Genomic DNA, 16787 nt, shown 5'->3' with positions numbered 1-16787 from the left:
TCTCCGCATTTGGGTCGATGCATTCGGTTGGATGCATTATAGCCCGTGCGGGGAAAAGCGAAAATCCCTTATGCGCGGTGTGCAGGCCCGGCTGCGCAAACTTTACGCTTTTTGCGTCAGGCTTTGATGTGGATCAAACAGTGACAGGTTTCGTCTGCTGCTCGATCAGGCGGACCAGGCTCAGCGCCGTCAGTTCCGACGATTTCGGATTGGTGGCCAGCGGGTTGTTTTCCAGGCTGATGCTCATGCGGCCGAAACCGCCGGTTGCGGTGATGTGATGGCCGTTCAGCCTGACGGCCGGATCGGCGACCAGCTCCACCTTCGTCTTGTCGAGGCCGATGCCGGCGAGCGACGTGACGACCGTCGCATTGGCATTCTGCGGGTACTGGCTGGCTGCTTCGCGGGCCGTTCCTGAGAAGAAAACCTTTCGTTCCGACAAGCAGGCGAGGTCGAGCAGCTTTTCCGCCGGCGTGCCTTTCCAGGCCACCGGCGGTTTGACGATCTGATGCACGACGCTGTCGAGCCCGAGTGTCGCCGCACCGGCAAGCGCATCGATGCCGCCGATCGCGCCGGACGGAATCAGAATGCGGCTGTTGTTTTGTTCCGCGATGGCAGCGAGGCGTGGCAGCAATGCGTCGTCGCAGAAGGCGCTGGTCGATGCGGTGATCATGCAGGGCGCTGTGGCCAGCGCCGACGGCGCCCACATGTCGATGGCGGCACGGCCCGCGGCTTCGACGACGAGATCGGGCTTCAACGCAGCGAGGTCCGAGGGCGATGCAAGGAACGCGACGCCGGAGGGAATACGCGCACGCTCGACCGGATCGTCTTTCGTCGCGACACCAACGATCTCGATCGCGGCGCCGCGCTGTTTCAGAAGATCGGCGACGCGGCTGTTGATCGCGCCAAAGCCGATAAAGACGACACGGAGCTTGCGGTTCATTTTAGTCTCTACTCTGCAGCTTCTGTGAGTTCAGGCGGTGGTGTCATGCGCTGCAGGATCGTGTCAATGCGACCCTGCCATGCCGTCCATGGCGCTTCGCGATAATTGTGATTGCGCACGATGAACGACGCGCCGGGGAAGAATTTCTCGTATTGCAGATGGCGGCCGCCAAGCTCCGAGCCGATGATGTCCCAGGCCAGGCGGAACAGCTTCATGCGGTCGAGCGCGCCCATATGCGGCGTCTGCCAGAAGGTGCGGAACTGTTCAGCCATGCCCGCGTCTTCCAGCACCGAACCGTCGGCCGGCATCTGCAGCATGCCGCCGCCGCAGAGTTCGCGCAGCGTATCAATCACGAGTGAGTAATTCTCGACGCCCCAGTTCAATCCGGCATACATCATGCGGCGGTTGAAGGTGAGATAGCCCGGCACCGGCCATTCCTCGGCCGCCTGGATCTGTCCGGCGACGACCGCCTCGAGCAATGCTTCCAGCGCGGCGAGGCGGCCGAGCGTTTCGCGCACTGCCGGCACTTCGGCTGCGCCATTCGCCTGCGCGATGCGGCTGGCAAGGCCGGTGAGGAACTGCATCTTCACCAGGAGCCGCACATTGGAATGATGATTGCCGTAGGAATGCGCGGCAGTCTCGATATAAAGTCCGCGCGAGAGCGCCGGATCGTTGTGCACGAACACGCGTTCCCACGGCACCTTGACGTTGTCGAACATCACCATCGCGTCGGCCTCGTCGAAGCGATAGGTCAAGGGCGCTTCGAATTCGGATGGCGCGGCAGGCGCGAACGGCTTGCGCGACCAGAGCGACACGCCCTTGGCATTGCACGGCACGGCGAAGGTGATCGATTCCGCCTTGGCTTCCGGCGACAGCGGCAGGATGTTGCCGATCCAGATCTCGTCGGCGAGCGCGGAGCCCGTCGCCAGCATCTTCATGCCGGAAATGACGACGCCATCATCGTCCTCGGCGATCACACGGCAGGCCGGATTGGGCAAATTCTTGCGCTGGAAGAAATCCGGATCGCGCGAGGCCTGCGGCGACACGATCGCATGCGCGGCGAAGATGTCGTTGTCGCGCATGAATTTGTAATAGGCGCGGACATTGCCGGCATATGGGCCGAACAATTCGGGGCGCAGATTCATGCCGGTGACGAAGCTGGCGATATAATCCGGCGAGCGGCCGAGCAGGCCAAAGCTCGGCTCGGCAAGGATGCGATGGGCATGGCTGCGCTTTGCGAGATCGTCCTTGGTCCGCGCCTTCATGTAATAGATGCTGTGGCGCTCGCCGTCTTCCTCGTAAGTCAGCGCATCGCGCAAGGCCGGATCGCGCTTCATGTCGTAGAAATCGGCGAAGGCGCGTGCGGCGTTGCGGAAGGCCGGATGGCTCGGGACGTCGTCCACGCGCTCGCGGCCGATATAGACCACACGCCCGTCGCGCAGGCCCTCGAGATAGTCCTTGCCGGATTTTAGCATGATCGGCTCCTGATGGCTGTTTGTTCCATCAGAGCGCCACCATGCAAGCGCCGCTATCCGAAAGCCGCATGACTTATCCGCATTCCGCAGGCATGATACCGGCTCTATTCTGCGAAGGATCGCGCCGAGGAAGACACGATGGCTTACGAGATTCCGCATTTTGGCGACCTTGACCGCCTGTTGCCGGCGACCCGCACCACACGCCCCGATATCGCGCGCTCGCATCTTTCGGCGATCTTCGCCGACCACGATCTGAAGCTGCGATCGGGCCGGGTGGATTTCAGCCACCAGCAAGCGAGCTTGTGCGACACCTCGATCGGCATCCTGCGTTATGGCACCGACGTCGAAGTCGTGGCGCCGGCGCTCGACTGCTACGTGCTGCAACTCACGCTCGACGGCGAAGTGGCATTCCGCACCGAAAGTTTTGAAACGGTGCTGTCGCCTGGCACCCTGTTTGTGATGAATCCCGGTCTGCGCTATCGCAAGAGCTGGAGCCGCGACGCGCAGCAAGTGATGATCAAGATTCCGCGCCGCCGGCTGCAAGCGCATGCGGGACGGAGCGGGCAGGGTGCGCGGCCGATCCGCTTCCCGCATCAGCCATCGCCGCTGACCAGCTCGCAAGGGCTTGTCAGTCTGATCGCCTATCTTTGCCGCGATCTGAGCCATGCGCAGGGGCTTTGCGGGCGGGAGGTCCTGCGTCGCGAGATGGAAGACGTGTTGCTGTCTGCATTGCTGACGACGCAGGGCGTCGACGGCATGGATGAGGCCTGCCGTGAGCCGTTTCATCTTCGCCGTGCCGAAGAACATATTCGTGCGCATTGCAGCCGCCCGGTCAGCCTGTCCGAACTTGTCGTGGTCGCGGGTGTGAGCGAGCGGACCTTACAGCAATCGTTTCTCCGCCATCGCGGGCAAAATCCGTCCGCGTTCTCACGCGACCTGCGGCTCGATCTTGCACGCGAGGCGATTGTTTCGCGCGGTGACGCCAGCGTTACCGAGATCGCGCTGGAATTCGGTTTCAATCACTTCGGGCGCTTTGCGCAAAGCTACAGCGCGCGGTTCGGCGAGAAGCCATCGGAGACGCTGAGGCGGGCGAGGCATTAGTGACTGCTTTCCCTCTCCCCGCAAGCGGAGAGAGGGAGGGAAGAAAGAAAGTTACCCCTTCTTCGGGCGGCCCGGATTCATGTGGCCGCATTTTTTGCAGCGCTGGTTGTCCGGATTGCCGTAATAGGCCTCGAATACCGGCGGCATGTCGCGCTCGAGCAGTTCGATCACAACTGTCTTTTCGAACAGGACGTTATTGCAATTCTCGCAATACCAACGGTGCGTATCCATCATGCCGTTCTTGCGGATGCGCTCGATGATCAGGCCGACGGTATCGGGCCCGCGCATCGGCGCATGCGGCACATTGGCAGGCAACAGATAGATGCAGCCTTCCGGCAGCACCACGTCGTACGGCTTGCCCTCATGCTGGATGCGGATGTTCACCGTGCCCTTCAGTTGGAAGAAGAATTCTTCCGTCGGGTTGACGTGATAGTCGGTGCGCGCATTCGGCCCGCCGACGACTGTGACCATGAAATCATCCTCGCGGAAGATGGTCTTGGCGCCAAGCGGTGGCTTCAGCTTGTCGGGGTTCTCGGCGATCCACTTCATCAGGTTGAACGAGGTGGGGCCGCTCGCTGTGGTGTTGTATTGGTCTTCGGTTTTCTGGATGGCTTGTGCCTGTGCCATTGTCGTCTCCTCAAAGTCGAAGCGTTACGCCGCCTTGTCAGGTGAGCCTGGAACATGGTCGCTCGGGTTCCAGCCGGTTTTTTCGGCCAGACCAAATTGATCGGCCCAGTCCAGCGTGTGTTGATCCAGATCGGTGTGCAGCGTGTCGTTCAGCCGGTTCTGCCAGCCGAATAATGCGATCACCGCCGTCATCTCGACGATCTGCGGCGTCGAGAAATGTTTCTTTACGCGCGCGAACATCTCGTCGGTCACTGCGTTCGGCACAACCGACGCGCCGCGCGCATAATCGAAAGCGGCGCGCTCGGCATCGGTGAAGAGCGGGCTGGTTTCGTATTCCCAGATCGCGTTCAGTTTCTCGTCGGTGATGCCCCAGCGCGACGCGCTGGAAATATTGTGCGCCTGACAGAACTGGCAGCCGGCGGTCCGGCTCGACATATAGGCGATGAGAAAGCGAAAGCCGCGGTCGAGCGTGCCTTCGTCGCGGATCACCGCCTTCGACAGATCCATCAGCGCCTTGAGGATCGGCGGCCGGTGCGCCAGCAGCAGATAGCTGTTGGGGATATAACCGTTCGACTGCTCGATGATGTCGAACTTCTCCTTGAATTCCTCCGGCAAGGCGTGGCGGTCGGCCTTTTCGATACGGGCCATTTCGGTCTCCCATTGCTGAGGATATCAGACCGCGCCGCCATTCATTCTTCAAGCCGACAAAATCTTATCGATTGATATCCATGAATTATGAGTGCTGGCGCGGCCGAATGCCGTTCAGTGATGCGACTTGTGATGCCTGTGAGCTCCGGCCGGCTGCTCATACCCTCTCATTTGCCGATAACGCCGTATCTGCTCGGACGACAGCAAATCGACCATGGCCAGGTGATACTTCAGGTGGGTCTGACGAAGCTGGCCCTGAAGGCGCGCGATATCGTTGGTTGCCGTGTCGAGCGCGGCCGGCGTGATCGTCCGGCTTGCGAACAGCCGGTCAAGGCTGGCTTCACTTTCGATCAGCCGTTCACCCAGCGGCACGGCTTCGTCCTTCATGCTGCGATAAAGTTCGCTCGTGCGCGCTCGCTGTTCTGCGCTGAGGTTCATCTGGTCGGCGAATTCCAGAACATGAATTGGTCCGGGATAGCCGTTGAGTTCTGCGGGCAGGGCGAGCCCCATGCCTTTGCCGGCCTTCAGGTCTGCGATCTGCTGCTCCGACAGCGCCTTGATCGCACGGTCCTTCATCTCGGCATAGGGCGCATGGGCTTGAGACGTGGGACTGTGTGATCCATGGCCTTGGTTCGTGTGGCTTTGCGCCAAAACGACGTTCGACATTGGCAACAAGACGGCGATGCCAAGAAGAATGCGGATCATGTTCTTTCTCCGTGAATGCGGGTTGCAACATGACAGCTTTTCGGCTGTTTTCTCGATCCCAAAATGCCGCGCTGGCGCGATTGTGATCAGCCGTTGCTTATTTCACCACCCGCGCGATGGCGGCGCGGGCCTGCGCGCGCAGCACCTTTGCAAACGCTTCGGCCGCCGGTGACAATGACCGGCTTTCGGCATGGATCAGTGCAATCGGGCGATTGACCTGCGGCTCGATCAGCGGCCGCGATACGATCTGCCGGTCGCGGGCGAATGACCAAATGTAGGAGGGGAGCACCGCGGCGCCGAGCCCGGCTTCGACCAGCATGATCGCCGTTGTCATCTGCGAGACTTCGTAAAGCGGCTTGCCGCCATTCTCGCCGATGTCGCGGAGCGCGCGATCGACCAGCGCGCGGATGTTGCTGTCGCGTGTCAGCATGATCAGGCGATGGTCGCGCAAATCGCGCCAGCGCACGCGTTTCAGCTTGGCCAGCGGATGCGACGGCGGACAGAACAGCGTCAGCACGTCCTGTGCCAATACTTCGCGGCGGATGCCGTCTTCGCGATCGTCGAAGGTGCCGATGGCGCAATCGGCTTCGCCCGAGCGCAGCTTTTCCAGGATCTGGTCGTTGCGCGCGTCGACGAGGCCGACATCGATACCGGGGAAGGCCGCGTTGAATTCAGCGATCGCGCCAGGCGCGATCATGGCAGCAAGGAGCGGGGGCGCGGCGATGACGATGCGGCCGCGCTTGCGCTCCGACAGATCCTGCGCGTTCCGCACCGCCTGATCGAGATCGGCGAGCAGCTTGTCCGCCGATTGCAGGAATTCGCGTCCGGCGCCGGTCAGTTCGACGCGGCGGGTCGTGCGGTCGAACAGCCGCAGGTTCAGTTCGCGCTCGAGTTCGCGAATGCTGAGCGACAACGCCGGCTGGGCCACTTTCAATCGGTCTGCGGCGCGGGTGAAGCTGCCGAATTCGGCCACGGTCTTGAACGCCTGGAGCTGGCGCAGGGTGATATTCATAACTTCATTATATCAATAGATAACATAATGTCATCTTGTTCAATGAATGCGTCCGGTTGACAGTGGGCCTGTAAAGGCGGGGGAGCCGCCATGGAAGCCCTACTTTCACGCATGGATCGCACGCGGGACCAGGTTCTCCGGACGCAGTGGGTCGGCCGGCGGATGCGCCGGTTCGAGGACGTCAAGCTCGTCACGGGCAAGGGCTCGTTCGTCGATGACTTGCGGCTGCCCGATGGCGTCTGGGTCGAATTCGTCCGAAGCAATCACCCGCGCGGGCGCGTCAAAGGAATCAACACGGCCGAAGCTGAGGCGGTGCCGGGTGTTCTCGCCGTGCTGACGGCGGAGGTGCTCGGGCCGCTCTGCGAGGCGGGCGTCAATCGCGTGCTGCCGGATCTGCGCGTGCTGCCTTTTGCTGTGCTCGCGCATGAAGAGGTGAATGCGGTCGGTCAGCCGGTGGCGGCGGTGGTCGCGACGACGCAGGCCGCAGCGGTGGACGCTGCCTCTCTTGTCGAAATCGACATTGAACCGTTGCCGCTCTGGCAGGATGAAGAACCGATCTATCGCCATCACTGGAAGGCGGGCGACGTCGATGCGGCATTCGCGTCCGCCGCGCATGTGGCGCGCGTCACCATCGCGCATGAGCGCGTCGCGCCCGTTGCGCTTGAGCCGCGCACGGCGATGGCGTTCTGGGACGAGGCGGAAGAGTTGCTGACGGTGTGGATGTCGACCCAGACGCCGCATCGCGCGCGGCAGGATCTCGCCGTTATCCTCAATCTTGATGAGAGCAAAATCCGCGTGATTGCGCCCGATGTCGGCGGCGCCTTCGGCGGCAAGGCTTCGATCTATCCCGAAGACGCGCTGGTCGCCTGCGCGGCGATGAAGCTGAAACGGCCGGTGAAATGGCGCGGCTCGCGCAGCGAGGATTTCCTGGCCGCGACGCAAGGCCGCGGTGGCACGATCAAGGGTGAGCTCGCGGTCGATGCGCAAGGCAAGTTCCTCGCTTTGCGTGCGCGGCTCGATTATCCGCTCGGCCACTGGATGCCGTATAGCGCGCTGATGCCGGGCAAGAATGCCGCGCGCATCCTGCCGGGGCCGTATGTCTGCAACACCATCGACATTGCGCTTGAAGGCCGTGCCGAGAACACTGCGGCGATGAATATCTATCGCGGTGCCGGACGGCCGGAAGCGGCGATGCTGATGGAGCGGCTCGCCGATACCGCCGCGCGGGAGCTTGGCATTGATCCGGCCGAAATCAGGCGACGCAATCTGATTGCCGCCGATGCTTTCCCGTATGCTCTGCCGACGGGTGAGCGGCTCGATTCCGGCGATTATCCGCGGCTCCTGCAACTGGCGCGCAGCCAGTCTCATTATGACGATTTCGTGCGGATGCGCGCTGCGCGGCGCAAGGCGAGCGAGGTGTGCGGCATCGGTATCTGCGTTTACACTGAACCATGCGGGCAAGGCTGGGAAAGCGCCGAAGTCCGTCTCGATCCGAACGGTCAGATCGTTGCAGCCACAGGATCGAGCGCGCAGGGACAGGGCCGCGAAACGGCTTATGCGCAGATCGTGGCCGATGCTTTGCGCACGCGGCCGGAAGCGATTGCGGTGGCGCATGGCGACACCGCAACGACGCCGACTGGCATTGGTGCACTGGCAAGCCGCAGCACAGCGATCGGCGGCAGCGCGCTTCTGAAGGCAACCGAAGAGTTTCGCGAAAAAGCACGACGTTGCGCGGCGCGTCTGCTGCAAGCCGACATTGAGCAGGTCGAGTTGACGCCGGAGGGATTTGAAGTGCCGGTTCCGGTGCGCCGAAAATTGAGCTGGTACGATCTCGGCCGCATCGCTCATGCCGATGCCGAGATCGTTAACGATTTTGACAACGGGCTTCGTACGCATTGCGTGTATGAAAGCGAAGGCGAGGCCTGGAGCAGTGGCTGCTGCATTGCCACGGTGTCGATCGATGCCGAGACCGGCGTGCTGACGGTCGAAAAGATCGTCTGGATCGATGACGCCGGCGTCGTGGTCAATCCGATGCTGGTCGAAGGCCAGATGATGGGCGGTCTCGCGCAGGGCCTCGGCGAGGCGATGCTGGAGCGGATCGTCTATGACGAGGACGGGCAACTGGTGACCGCCTCTTTCATGGACTATGCCATGCCGCGCGCGGTACATATGCCGGAGCTTCAGTTCGGCAAGATCGAAACCCCGAGCCCCTTCAATGATCTCGGTGCGAAGGGGGTCGGCGAGGCTGGCAATGTTGGTGTGCCGGCGGCGATTGTGAATGCGGTGGTGGATGCGTTGTCGCCGTTCGGCGTGACGCACATGGATATGCCGCTGACCAGTGAAAAAATCTGGACAGCGATGCAGGCGGACAAGACCGAGTGATCGAAAAAGAGCAGTCGATCGAATACGGAATGACGAGGAAAGGAATGAGGCAATGAAATATTCAAGGAAAGACGCGAAGGCCTATTCACGCGCCAACATGAAGGGCGTCTGGGCGGCGGCGCTGACGCCCTTCACGCCCGACTACAAGATCGACGAGAAGGGCCTCGCCAGCAATCTGACGCATTGGCACAAGGATCTCGGCGTCGACGGCGTGTTCATTGCCGGCAAGCAGGGCGAGTTCTTCTCGATGTCGGTGCCCGAGCGCAAGCGCACCTTCGAGGTTGCGGCCGATGCGGCGAAGAAGGCAGGCTTCCAGACCATCATGTCATGCTCCGACCAGAACATGGACACCGTGATCGATCTTGCGAAACACGCCGAAGCGGTCGGCGCTGACTACATCGTCGTGCACGCGCCGATCCTGCATTTCTCCAAGGCGCAGGACGAGACCTTGTACGAGTATTACAAATATATCGGCGAGCAGGTGAATATCGGCATCGCCATGTGGAGCCATCCCGATAGCGGCTATCTGATGACGCCGGAGACCTGCGCGCGCATTGCCGACCTGCCGAATGTCGTCGCGATCAAGTACAGCGTGCCGCGCGACATGTACAAGAAGCTCACGGAACTTGCCGGCGACAAGATCCTCGTGTCGACCGCTTCGGAAGAAGAGTGGCTCGACAACATCCTCGAGCTGAACTGGCAGCTTTATCTGTGCTCCAATCCGCCCTTCCTGTTCCAGACCGCGGTCGACAAGCGCATGCGCGAATACACCGATCTCGCCTTCAAGGGCGATGCCGCCGGTGCGCGCAAGGTGCGTGACAGCCTCACCCCCGTGCGCGAAGCCTTCAAGAAATCGCGTCCGGCCGAGAAGCCGCATGCGCACGCAAAATATTGGCAGACATTGCTCGGCCAGGCAGCAGGGCCGGTGCGCCGTCCGCTGCTCGAATTGACTGACGCCGAGAAAGCGACTGTCCGCGCAGCACTCGCGGGTTCTGGCTTGAAACTTGCTAACGCCGAGAAGTCCTCGGCTGCGTGATGATATTCGTTGACGACGGGCTTTTCGCACAATGCGTGGAAAGCCCGATGGCCTGAGACAGGAGATAAGTGGTGAAGTTTAAATCTGTTGCGTGCGTGCTTGCGATGTTGGGTTTTGTGGCTCCCGCGGTGGCGCAGGAGCCGGTCAAGATCGGCTTCATCACCACGTTGTCCGGTCCCGGCGGTTATCTCGGTCAGGACATCCGCGATGCCTTCCAGCTCGCGATCAAGGCCGAAGGCGGCAAGCTCGGCGGCGTTCCGGTGCAACTCGTTGTCGAAGACGACGGCTTGAAACCCGGTCAGGCGAAACAGATCGCCGAACGCATGATGAAGACGGACGGCATCAAGCTGTTCACCGGCACGGTGTTCTCCAATGTCGCGAGCGCTGTGGTGCCCGACATTGTCGATAACGGCGCGCTGTTCGTCAGCCCGAATGCCGGTCCCTCCAATCTCGCCGGCAAGGAATGCCACAAGAATTACTTCGTGATGTCCTGGCTGACCGACACGATGCAGGGCAGCGCCGGTCAGAATGCAACTTCGCTTGGCTATAAGCGCGCCTTTGTGCTGGCGCCGAATTACACCGCCGGCAAGGACGCGATCGAAGGCTTCAAGCGTTTCTTCAAGGGCCAGGTCATCGGCGAAGTCTATACGCGCCTCGACCAGACCGATTACGCCGCTGAGATGGCGCAGATTCGCGCCGCCAAGCCAGATGTGGTGTTCCACTTCCATCCGGGTGGTCTGGGCATCGCCTTCATGCGCCAGTATCAGCAGGCTGGATTGGTCGGCGCCATTCCGATGGTGCTGGCCGAGCCGTCGATGGATCACGTGCTGCTGAAGACCATCGGCGAGGGTTCGCTCGGCACCGATGTGTCCGGCGCCTGGAACACCGATCTCGACAATCCGGTGAACAAGGCTTTTGTCGAAGCCTTCACCAAGGCCTATGGCCGCACGCCGACGATGTATGCGGCGCAGGGCTACGACACGGCGATCGCGATTGCGTCCGCGCTCAAGGCCGTGAATGGCAAGGTCGATAATGTCGAAGGCTTCCGTCAGGCGATGCTGAAAGCGGATTTCCAGACGACGCGCGGCGCGTTCAAATTCGGCAAGAACCAGCATCCGGTGCAGGACTGGTACGCCATGAAGGTGGAGAAGGATGCATCCGGCAATATCGTGCTCAAGACGCGCGAGAAGATCCTGACCGCGTACGGCGATCCTTACGCTGCGGATTGCAAGCTGTGATGCAAACGGCGGCGAATGTCGTGACGAAGCTGATGGATGCCAATCGCGATCGGATCGACATCGGATCGGCGGTCATTCACCGGCTGGCCGATATGGAAGATGTCACCTGGCCGGCGGCGGCCGTGTTTCGCGACCTGCCACCATCGGTCCTGCAACGAGCGGCGGAAACCTACCCGACAGCCATCGATGCCGCCGCCAATGCGCTGAAGCTGACGTTCAATTCCTACATCATCAAGACGCCGGATTATCTGTGTCTGATCGATGCGGGCCTCGGCAATAACAAGGAGCGGCTGGACCGGCCGCTCTGGCATCGGCGCAATGGCGATTTTCTCGAACGTCTCAAGGCGCTGGGATATGCGCCGGAGCAATTCGACATCGTCATCAACACGCATCTTCATGCCGATCATGTCGGCTGGAACACCGTGATGACCGACGGCGCATGGGTGCCGACGTTCCGCAATGCGCGCTACATCGTGCCGGCGATCGAGCTCGCCAACGGCGAGGCGCGCTACCAAACCGACAGCAACGCGCTGCATGGCGCGTTCGCCGACAGCGTTCAGCCGATCATCGCCGCCGGCCGTTATCGGGCGGTCGATCTGCCCTGTGAAATCGCGCCCGGTTTGTGGCTCGAACCGGCGCCGGGGCACACACTGGGTATGGCAACAGTCAGGCTGCGTGGCGAAAGCCGTGATGTCCTGTTTTTGGCGGATGCCATTCACAGTCCGATGCAGCTTGCGACGCCCGATCTCACGTCGAATTTCTGCGTCGATCCGGCGCAGTCGCGTGCAACGCGCCACAGATTGCTTGACGCGTGCGCTGGGACGAACACAATCGTTGCGACGTATCATTTTCCGCCGCCAGTCTTTGGGCATATTGTGCGATCGGGATCGGGATACTCATTCGAGCCCATAACCTGATGCGAGACGCGCGATCTTGAGGGTTCGGAATGTGTCAACAGGAGATTTTATCGTGAGACTTACGAAATTCGGATTGGGAATGGCTCTTTCGGCCGTGCTGGCGACAACGGCATGGGCGCAGCAGCCGGTGAAAATCGGTTTGATCACTACATTGTCCGGACCCGGCGGCTATATCGGCGCTGACATGCGCGATGCATTCCAGCTTGCCATCGATATGGAAGGCGGCAAGCTTGGCGGCGTGCCGGTTCAGCTCGTTGTCGAAGACGACGGCTTCAAGCCGGGGCAGGGCAAGCAGATCGCCGATCGCATGATGAAGACGGACGGCATCAGGCTGTTCACCGGCATCATCTTTTCCAACATCGCCGGCGCGACTGTTCCGGACATCGTCGATGGCGGCGGCATTTATGTGAGTCCGAATGCAGGCCCCTCGAATTTCGCCGGCAAGGAATGCCACAAGAACTATTATGTCGTCTCCTGGCAGAACGACACGCTGCATGAAAGCGCTGGCCAGAACGCCAACCTCCTTGGCTTCAAGAAGGTGTTCATCCTCGCGCCGAACTATCAGGCGGGTAAAGATGCGCTCGCGGGCTTCAAGCGCTTTTTCAAGGGCGAGATCGCCGGCGAGATCTATACGCGTCTCGATCAGACAGACTATGCGCCGGAAATGGCGCAGATCCGGGCGGCAAAGCCTGATGCCGTCTATCACTTCCATCCGGGCGGTCTCGGTATCGCGTTCACGCGCCAGTATCAGCAGGCCGGTCTACTCGGCACCATTCCGATGGTTGTCGCTGCACCGTCCGTCGATGCGACTCTCCTGAAGGCTGTCGGCGACGCTGCGGTCGGCATCAACGGCACCACGCATTGGAACACCGACTTCGACAATCCGGCCAACAAGAAGTTCATGGAGGCTTGGACCAAGAAATACGGCGCCGACCGTCTGCCGACCTATTATGCCGGTCAGGGCTATGACACGGCTTTAGCCATCGGCGCTGCGCTGAAAGGCTCGGGCGGGGATGTGAAAGATACCGAGAAGTTCCGTCAGGCCATGCTGAAAGCGGACTTCCAGGCCGTGCGCGGCGCCTTCAAGTTCGACAAAAACCAGCATCCAATTCAGGACTGGTATGCGACGAAAGTTGAAAAAGGCCCCGATGGCAAGCCGGTGATCAAGACCGGTGCGAAAGTCTTTTCCATGCAGGGTGACGTTTACGCTAAAGACTGCAAGATGTAGTCGCGTGGTCGGCCGGAGGGCTTAAAGCCTTCCGGCCTCCATCAGTTGAGGGGATCGTTGCCATTATGATGTGTTGCCTGCGATGACGCTTGCGCTTGAGCAGCTCCTGAACGGTTTTCAGTTCGGCATCATGCTGTTCCTGCTGGCGGCGGGACTGACGCTCATTTTCGGCATCATGAACGTGATCAATCTCGCGCACGGATGCCTTTATATGATCGGCGCCTATGCGGCCGCTCTTGTGGCAGCGCGAACGGGTTCGTTCCTGCTGGCGATCCCGGCAGGCCTCGTGGCCGCAGGCATGGCGGGGCTGATCATCGAGTTTCTGGTGATCCGCAAGCTGTATGACCGCGATCACCTGCAGCAGGTGCTGGCGACGTTCGGGCTGATCCTGTTCATCAACGAAGGCGTGACGATGCTGTTCGGCCGCACGCCGCTGTTCGTATCCATTCCACCGGCTTTGTCGGGATCAATCGAGATCATTCCCGGCATTCCCTATCCGACTTATCGCATCGCTATCATGGTGGTCGGATTGCTCGTGGCCGGTGGCCTCTATCTTTTGGTCAACAAGACACGGATCGGCATGCTGGTGCGCGCCGGCTCGACGCATCGCGAGATGGTGCGCGCGCTCGGCGTCGATATCCGCTTACTCTATACAATCGTGTTCGCACTCGGCGCATTGCTTGCGGGTCTTGCCGGCCTGATGGCCGGGCCGCTTTTGGCTGTGCAGGTCGGAATGGGCGAACAGATCCTCATTCTGACTTTCGTTGTCGTGGTGATCGGCGGCTTAGGTTCAATCCGCGGCGCCTTCTACGGTGCGCTGATCGTCGGTCTCACCGACACGATGTTGCGGGCGTTCCTGCCGGGCTTTTTCAAAACCTTCATGAATGCGTCCGAAGCCGATGCGCTGGGCGCCGGATTGTCGTCGATGGGCATCTATCTCGTGATGGCGCTTGTGCTCCTGATCCGGCCGCAGGGGCTGTTCCATGCTCAAGGTTGACGAGACATACATCGCGCAGACCAAGGCCGAACCGCGCCGCCGCTCATGGTGGCCGGTCGCAGGAACGATCGTTTTCATCCTGTGCGCGGCGGCCTTTCCGTTTCTGGCCAAGGCGATCGGCGATCCCTCGCTGGTCGGCCTTGTTACACGCATCGCGATCTATGCGATCGCGGCAGCGAGCCTCAATCTCATCCTCGGCTATGGCGGCCTCGTCAGCTTCGGTCACGCGGCCTATTTCGGCGTCGGCGGTTACGTCGTTGGCATTCTCTACAATCACTACATCTCCGGCGATCCGTTCTGGGGCTTTATCCCCGGCACCAACCAGCTGCTGATCACGATTCCGGCGGCGATCATTATCAGCGGATTGTTTGCGCTGGTGCTGGGCGCGCTGTCGCTGCGCACCAGCGGCGTGCCATTCATCATGATCACGCTCGCCTTCGCGCAGATGCTGTATTTCCTGTTCGTGTCGCTGAAGGCCTATGGCGGCGATGACGGGCTGATCGTGCGCCGCCGCAATGTGTTGTTCGACCTCCCTATGGCCGACGACACGACATTCTATTACGTGACGATCGGAATCGCCGTTCTCTACTTCATCGTGTTCGCCAAACTGGTGCGCTCGCAATTCGGCATCGTGCTCGGCGGCATCCGCCAGAATGAACGCCGCATGGCCGCGATCGGCATCTCGACCTATCAATACAAGCTGGTCGCGTTCGTCATTGCCGGCATGGGCGCCGGCCTCGCCGGTGCGCTGATGGCGAATTACTCGAAATTCGTCAGCCCCGACATGCTGCACTGGACCAAGTCCGGCGACCTGATGATCATGATCATCATCGGCGGCACCGGCACATTGCTGGGTCCGGTGCTCGGCGCCGCGGCGCTGATCGGCCTTGAGACCTATCTCACGTCCTGGACCGAGCACTGGAAGTTTTTCTTAGGTCCGATTCTGATCCTGATCGTGTTGTTCTCGTCGGGCGGGCTGACATCGGTGTTCTCGGGATGGAGCCGCAAACGTGAGTGAACCGTTGCTCCGTGTTGACGGCCTCGTAAAACGCTTCGGCGGGCTCGTGGCCACCAACAATCTGTCGCTCGATGTGGCGGAAGGCGAGTTGCACGCACTGATCGGTCCGAACGGCGCCGGCAAGACCACATTCATCTCGCAGCTTGCGGGCGAGCTCCGCCAGGACCAGGGCACGATCCAGTTCGACGGCAAGGAGATCACGCCCTGGAAGACGCCAGTGCGCGTGCAGCACGGTCTCGCGCGGTCGTTCCAGATCACGCAATTGCTGCCCGATTACACGGCGCTCGATAACGTCGCTATTGCCGTGCAGGCGCGGCGCGGCCACAGCTATCATTTCTGGAAGGACGCGCACAGTGTCACTGACATTCGCGACGATGCGCGCCGCCAGCTCGATCGCGTCGGTCTTGGCGCGCGCGCCGACACGCCAGTCAGCGAATTGTCGCATGGCGAACAGAAGCAGCTTGAACTCGCGATCGCGCTGGCGACTTCGCCGCGCATGCTGCTGCTCGACGAACCGATGGCGGGGCTCGGCACCGCCGAATGCACGCGCATGATCGAACTCCTGAAAGTGCTGAAGACCGAGGTGACGATCCTTCTGGTCGAGCACGACATGGACGCTGTGTTCGCGCTGGCCGACCGCATTTCCGTGCTGGTCAATGGCGAGCGGATCGCGACCGGCAGCGTCGATGACATCCGCAACGACGAGGCCGTGCGCGTGGCCTATCTCGGCGAGGGTGACGCGTGATGCTGAAGGTGGAAGGTCTGCAGGCCAGCTACGGACGCAGCCAGGTGCTGTTCGATATCGACCTCGAAGTGGGCGAGGGCGAGATCGTTACGCTGCTCGGCCGCAACGGCATGGGCAAGACCACGACGATCCGTTCAGTCATGGGCCTGACACCGCCGGGGGGCGGCAGCGTCGCCTTTGCCGGACAGCCGATCGCCGGCCGCACACCCGAAGCGATTGCACGCGGCGGCATCGGCCTTGTGCCGGAGGGGCGGCAGGTTTTTCCACTGCTGACGGTGTTCGAAAATCTGGTCGCCACCGCCTCCAACCGGCTGAAGCGCAAGAATCCCTGGACGCTGGAGGAGGTGTTCAAGCTGTTCCCGCGCCTGAAAGAGCGCCGCAATCAATATGCCCGGACGCTGTCCGGCGGCGAGCAGCAGATGCTGGCGGTCGGCCGGGCGCTGATGACCAATCCGCAATTGTTGATCCTCGACGAGGCGACGGAGGGTCTCGCGCCGGTAATCCGCGCCGAAATCTGGAGCTGCATCTCGCTTCTGAAATCGCGCGGGCAATCGATCCTGATCGTCGACAAGAACCTGTCGGTGCTGAAACGCATCGCCGACAAGCATTTCGTCATCGAGAAGGGCCGGACCGTGTGGCGCGGCACGAGCGCGGACATGGACCGCGATGCCGCACTGGTGCACCGCTACGTGACGGTCTGAAGCATCACACGAAAGAT

The 16787-nt window shown here is 61.3% G+C and carries 16 protein-coding genes; 10 read left to right on the top strand and 6 right to left on the bottom strand.

The features are described 5' to 3' along the window. Nucleotides 1–133: 133 nt before the first annotated feature. Both CAK95_RS27325 and CAK95_RS27320 read right to left on the bottom strand, forming a co-directional pair. Complete coding sequence (locus CAK95_RS27325) at nt 134–940, bottom strand: aspartate dehydrogenase (RefSeq protein ID WP_086090828.1); 807 nt, start codon at nt 938–940, stop codon at nt 134–136. Between the two features lie 8 nt (nt 941–948). Further along, nucleotides 949–2415 carry a 4-hydroxyphenylacetate 3-hydroxylase family protein gene (locus tag CAK95_RS27320; protein WP_086090827.1) on the bottom strand — a complete coding sequence of 489 codons (1467 nt, stop codon included), beginning with the start codon at nt 2413–2415 and terminating at the stop codon, nt 949–951. 138 nt (nt 2416–2553) lie between these two features. Here CAK95_RS27320 and CAK95_RS27315 point away from each other — a divergent pair, with 138 nt between their 5' ends. Continuing rightward, nucleotides 2554–3516, top strand: a complete 963-nt coding sequence (locus tag CAK95_RS27315) for an AraC family transcriptional regulator (RefSeq protein ID WP_086090826.1) — start codon at nt 2554–2556, stop codon at nt 3514–3516. 51 nt (nt 3517–3567) lie between these two features. Here the strand turns inward: CAK95_RS27315 and CAK95_RS27310 are convergent, their stop codons facing one another. From CAK95_RS27310 to CAK95_RS27295, 4 genes are all read right to left on the bottom strand, one after another. Continuing rightward, complete coding sequence (locus CAK95_RS27310) at nt 3568–4143, bottom strand: 3-hydroxyanthranilate 3,4-dioxygenase (RefSeq protein ID WP_198343773.1); 576 nt, start codon at nt 4141–4143, stop codon at nt 3568–3570. A gap of 24 nt (nt 4144–4167) precedes the next feature. Beyond that, the gene (locus CAK95_RS27305; protein WP_086090825.1) at nt 4168–4791 is read right to left on the bottom strand and encodes a carboxymuconolactone decarboxylase family protein; all 624 of its coding nucleotides are present in this window, start codon (nt 4789–4791) and stop codon (nt 4168–4170) included. 114 nt (nt 4792–4905) lie between these two features. Then, entirely contained in the window at nt 4906–5496 is a 591-nt protein-coding gene (locus tag CAK95_RS27300; RefSeq protein WP_086090824.1) for a Spy/CpxP family protein refolding chaperone, read from the bottom strand. A gap of 97 nt (nt 5497–5593) precedes the next feature. Further along, nucleotides 5594–6508, bottom strand: a complete 915-nt coding sequence (locus CAK95_RS27295) for a LysR family transcriptional regulator (RefSeq protein ID WP_086090823.1) — start codon at nt 6506–6508, stop codon at nt 5594–5596. Between the two features lie 90 nt (nt 6509–6598). On the opposite strand from CAK95_RS27295, the gene CAK95_RS27290 reads away from it, so the two are divergent. The 9 genes from CAK95_RS27290 (at nt 6599) to CAK95_RS27250 (ending at nt 16770) form a co-directional block, all read left to right on the top strand. Further along, nucleotides 6599–8890 carry a xanthine dehydrogenase family protein molybdopterin-binding subunit gene (locus tag CAK95_RS27290; RefSeq protein WP_245303543.1) on the top strand — a complete coding sequence of 764 codons (2292 nt, stop codon included), beginning with the start codon at nt 6599–6601 and terminating at the stop codon, nt 8888–8890. 52 nt (nt 8891–8942) lie between these two features. Beyond that, nucleotides 8943–9926, top strand: a complete 984-nt coding sequence (locus CAK95_RS27285) for a dihydrodipicolinate synthase family protein (protein WP_086090821.1) — start codon at nt 8943–8945, stop codon at nt 9924–9926. 71 nt (nt 9927–9997) lie between these two features. Beyond that, nucleotides 9998–11164, top strand: coding sequence for an ABC transporter substrate-binding protein (locus CAK95_RS27280; RefSeq protein ID WP_245303542.1), 1167 nt, complete (start codon nt 9998–10000; stop codon nt 11162–11164). Beyond that, nucleotides 11164–12081: an MBL fold metallo-hydrolase gene (locus CAK95_RS27275; protein ID WP_086090820.1), complete on the top strand. Its 918-nt coding sequence runs from the start codon at nt 11164–11166 to the stop codon at nt 12079–12081. The genes CAK95_RS27280 and CAK95_RS27275 overlap by 1 nt, the downstream gene beginning before the upstream one ends. A gap of 52 nt (nt 12082–12133) precedes the next feature. Beyond that, the gene (locus tag CAK95_RS27270) at nt 12134–13309 is read left to right on the top strand and encodes an ABC transporter substrate-binding protein (protein ID WP_425349651.1); all 1176 of its coding nucleotides are present in this window, start codon (nt 12134–12136) and stop codon (nt 13307–13309) included. An 82-nt stretch (nt 13310–13391) separates the two neighbouring features. Further along, nucleotides 13392–14306 carry a branched-chain amino acid ABC transporter permease gene (locus tag CAK95_RS27265; protein WP_086090818.1) on the top strand — a complete coding sequence of 305 codons (915 nt, stop codon included), beginning with the start codon at nt 13392–13394 and terminating at the stop codon, nt 14304–14306. Then, nucleotides 14293–15324, top strand: a complete 1032-nt coding sequence (locus CAK95_RS27260; protein WP_086090817.1) for a branched-chain amino acid ABC transporter permease — start codon at nt 14293–14295, stop codon at nt 15322–15324. The genes CAK95_RS27265 and CAK95_RS27260 overlap by 14 nt, the downstream gene beginning before the upstream one ends. Beyond that, nucleotides 15317–16069 (top strand): ABC transporter ATP-binding protein, encoded by a 753-nt coding sequence (locus CAK95_RS27255; protein WP_086090816.1) that lies wholly within the window; start codon nt 15317–15319, stop codon nt 16067–16069. The genes CAK95_RS27260 and CAK95_RS27255 overlap by 8 nt, the downstream gene beginning before the upstream one ends. Further along, nucleotides 16069–16770, top strand: a complete 702-nt coding sequence (locus tag CAK95_RS27250; RefSeq protein WP_086090815.1) for an ABC transporter ATP-binding protein — start codon at nt 16069–16071, stop codon at nt 16768–16770. Before CAK95_RS27255 ends, CAK95_RS27250 begins: the two co-directional genes overlap by 1 nt. Nucleotides 16771–16787 lie beyond the last annotated feature (17 nt).

Source organism: Pseudorhodoplanes sinuspersici (genome assembly GCF_002119765.1).
In the GTDB taxonomy this organism is placed as follows: Bacteria; Pseudomonadota; Alphaproteobacteria; order Rhizobiales; family Xanthobacteraceae; genus Pseudorhodoplanes; species Pseudorhodoplanes sinuspersici.
This window is presented reverse-complemented; position numbering and strand designations above follow the sequence as displayed.

Coding starts and splice junctions, on each gene's coding strand:
- CAK95_RS27325 (WP_086090828.1), bottom strand. CDS start 940: ATGAACCGCAAGCTCCGTGTCGTCTTTATCGGCTTTGGCGCGATCAAC.
- CAK95_RS27320 (WP_086090827.1), bottom strand. CDS start 2,415: ATGCTAAAATCCGGCAAGGACTATCTCGAGGGCCTGCGCGACGGGCGT.
- CAK95_RS27315 (WP_086090826.1), top strand. CDS start 2,554: ATGGCTTACGAGATTCCGCATTTTGGCGACCTTGACCGCCTGTTGCCG.
- CAK95_RS27310 (WP_198343773.1), bottom strand. CDS start 4,143: ATGGCACAGGCACAAGCCATCCAGAAAACCGAAGACCAATACAACACC.
- CAK95_RS27305 (WP_086090825.1), bottom strand. CDS start 4,791: ATGGCCCGTATCGAAAAGGCCGACCGCCACGCCTTGCCGGAGGAATTC.
- CAK95_RS27300 (WP_086090824.1), bottom strand. CDS start 5,496: ATGATCCGCATTCTTCTTGGCATCGCCGTCTTGTTGCCAATGTCGAAC.
- CAK95_RS27295 (WP_086090823.1), bottom strand. CDS start 6,508: ATGAATATCACCCTGCGCCAGCTCCAGGCGTTCAAGACCGTGGCCGAA.
- CAK95_RS27290 (WP_245303543.1), top strand. CDS start 6,599: ATGGAAGCCCTACTTTCACGCATGGATCGCACGCGGGACCAGGTTCTC.
- CAK95_RS27285 (WP_086090821.1), top strand. CDS start 8,943: ATGAAATATTCAAGGAAAGACGCGAAGGCCTATTCACGCGCCAACATG.
- CAK95_RS27275 (WP_086090820.1), top strand. CDS start 11,164: ATGCAAACGGCGGCGAATGTCGTGACGAAGCTGATGGATGCCAATCGC.
- CAK95_RS27265 (WP_086090818.1), top strand. CDS start 13,392: ATGACGCTTGCGCTTGAGCAGCTCCTGAACGGTTTTCAGTTCGGCATC.
- CAK95_RS27260 (WP_086090817.1), top strand. CDS start 14,293: ATGCTCAAGGTTGACGAGACATACATCGCGCAGACCAAGGCCGAACCG.
- CAK95_RS27250 (WP_086090815.1), top strand. CDS start 16,069: ATGCTGAAGGTGGAAGGTCTGCAGGCCAGCTACGGACGCAGCCAGGTG.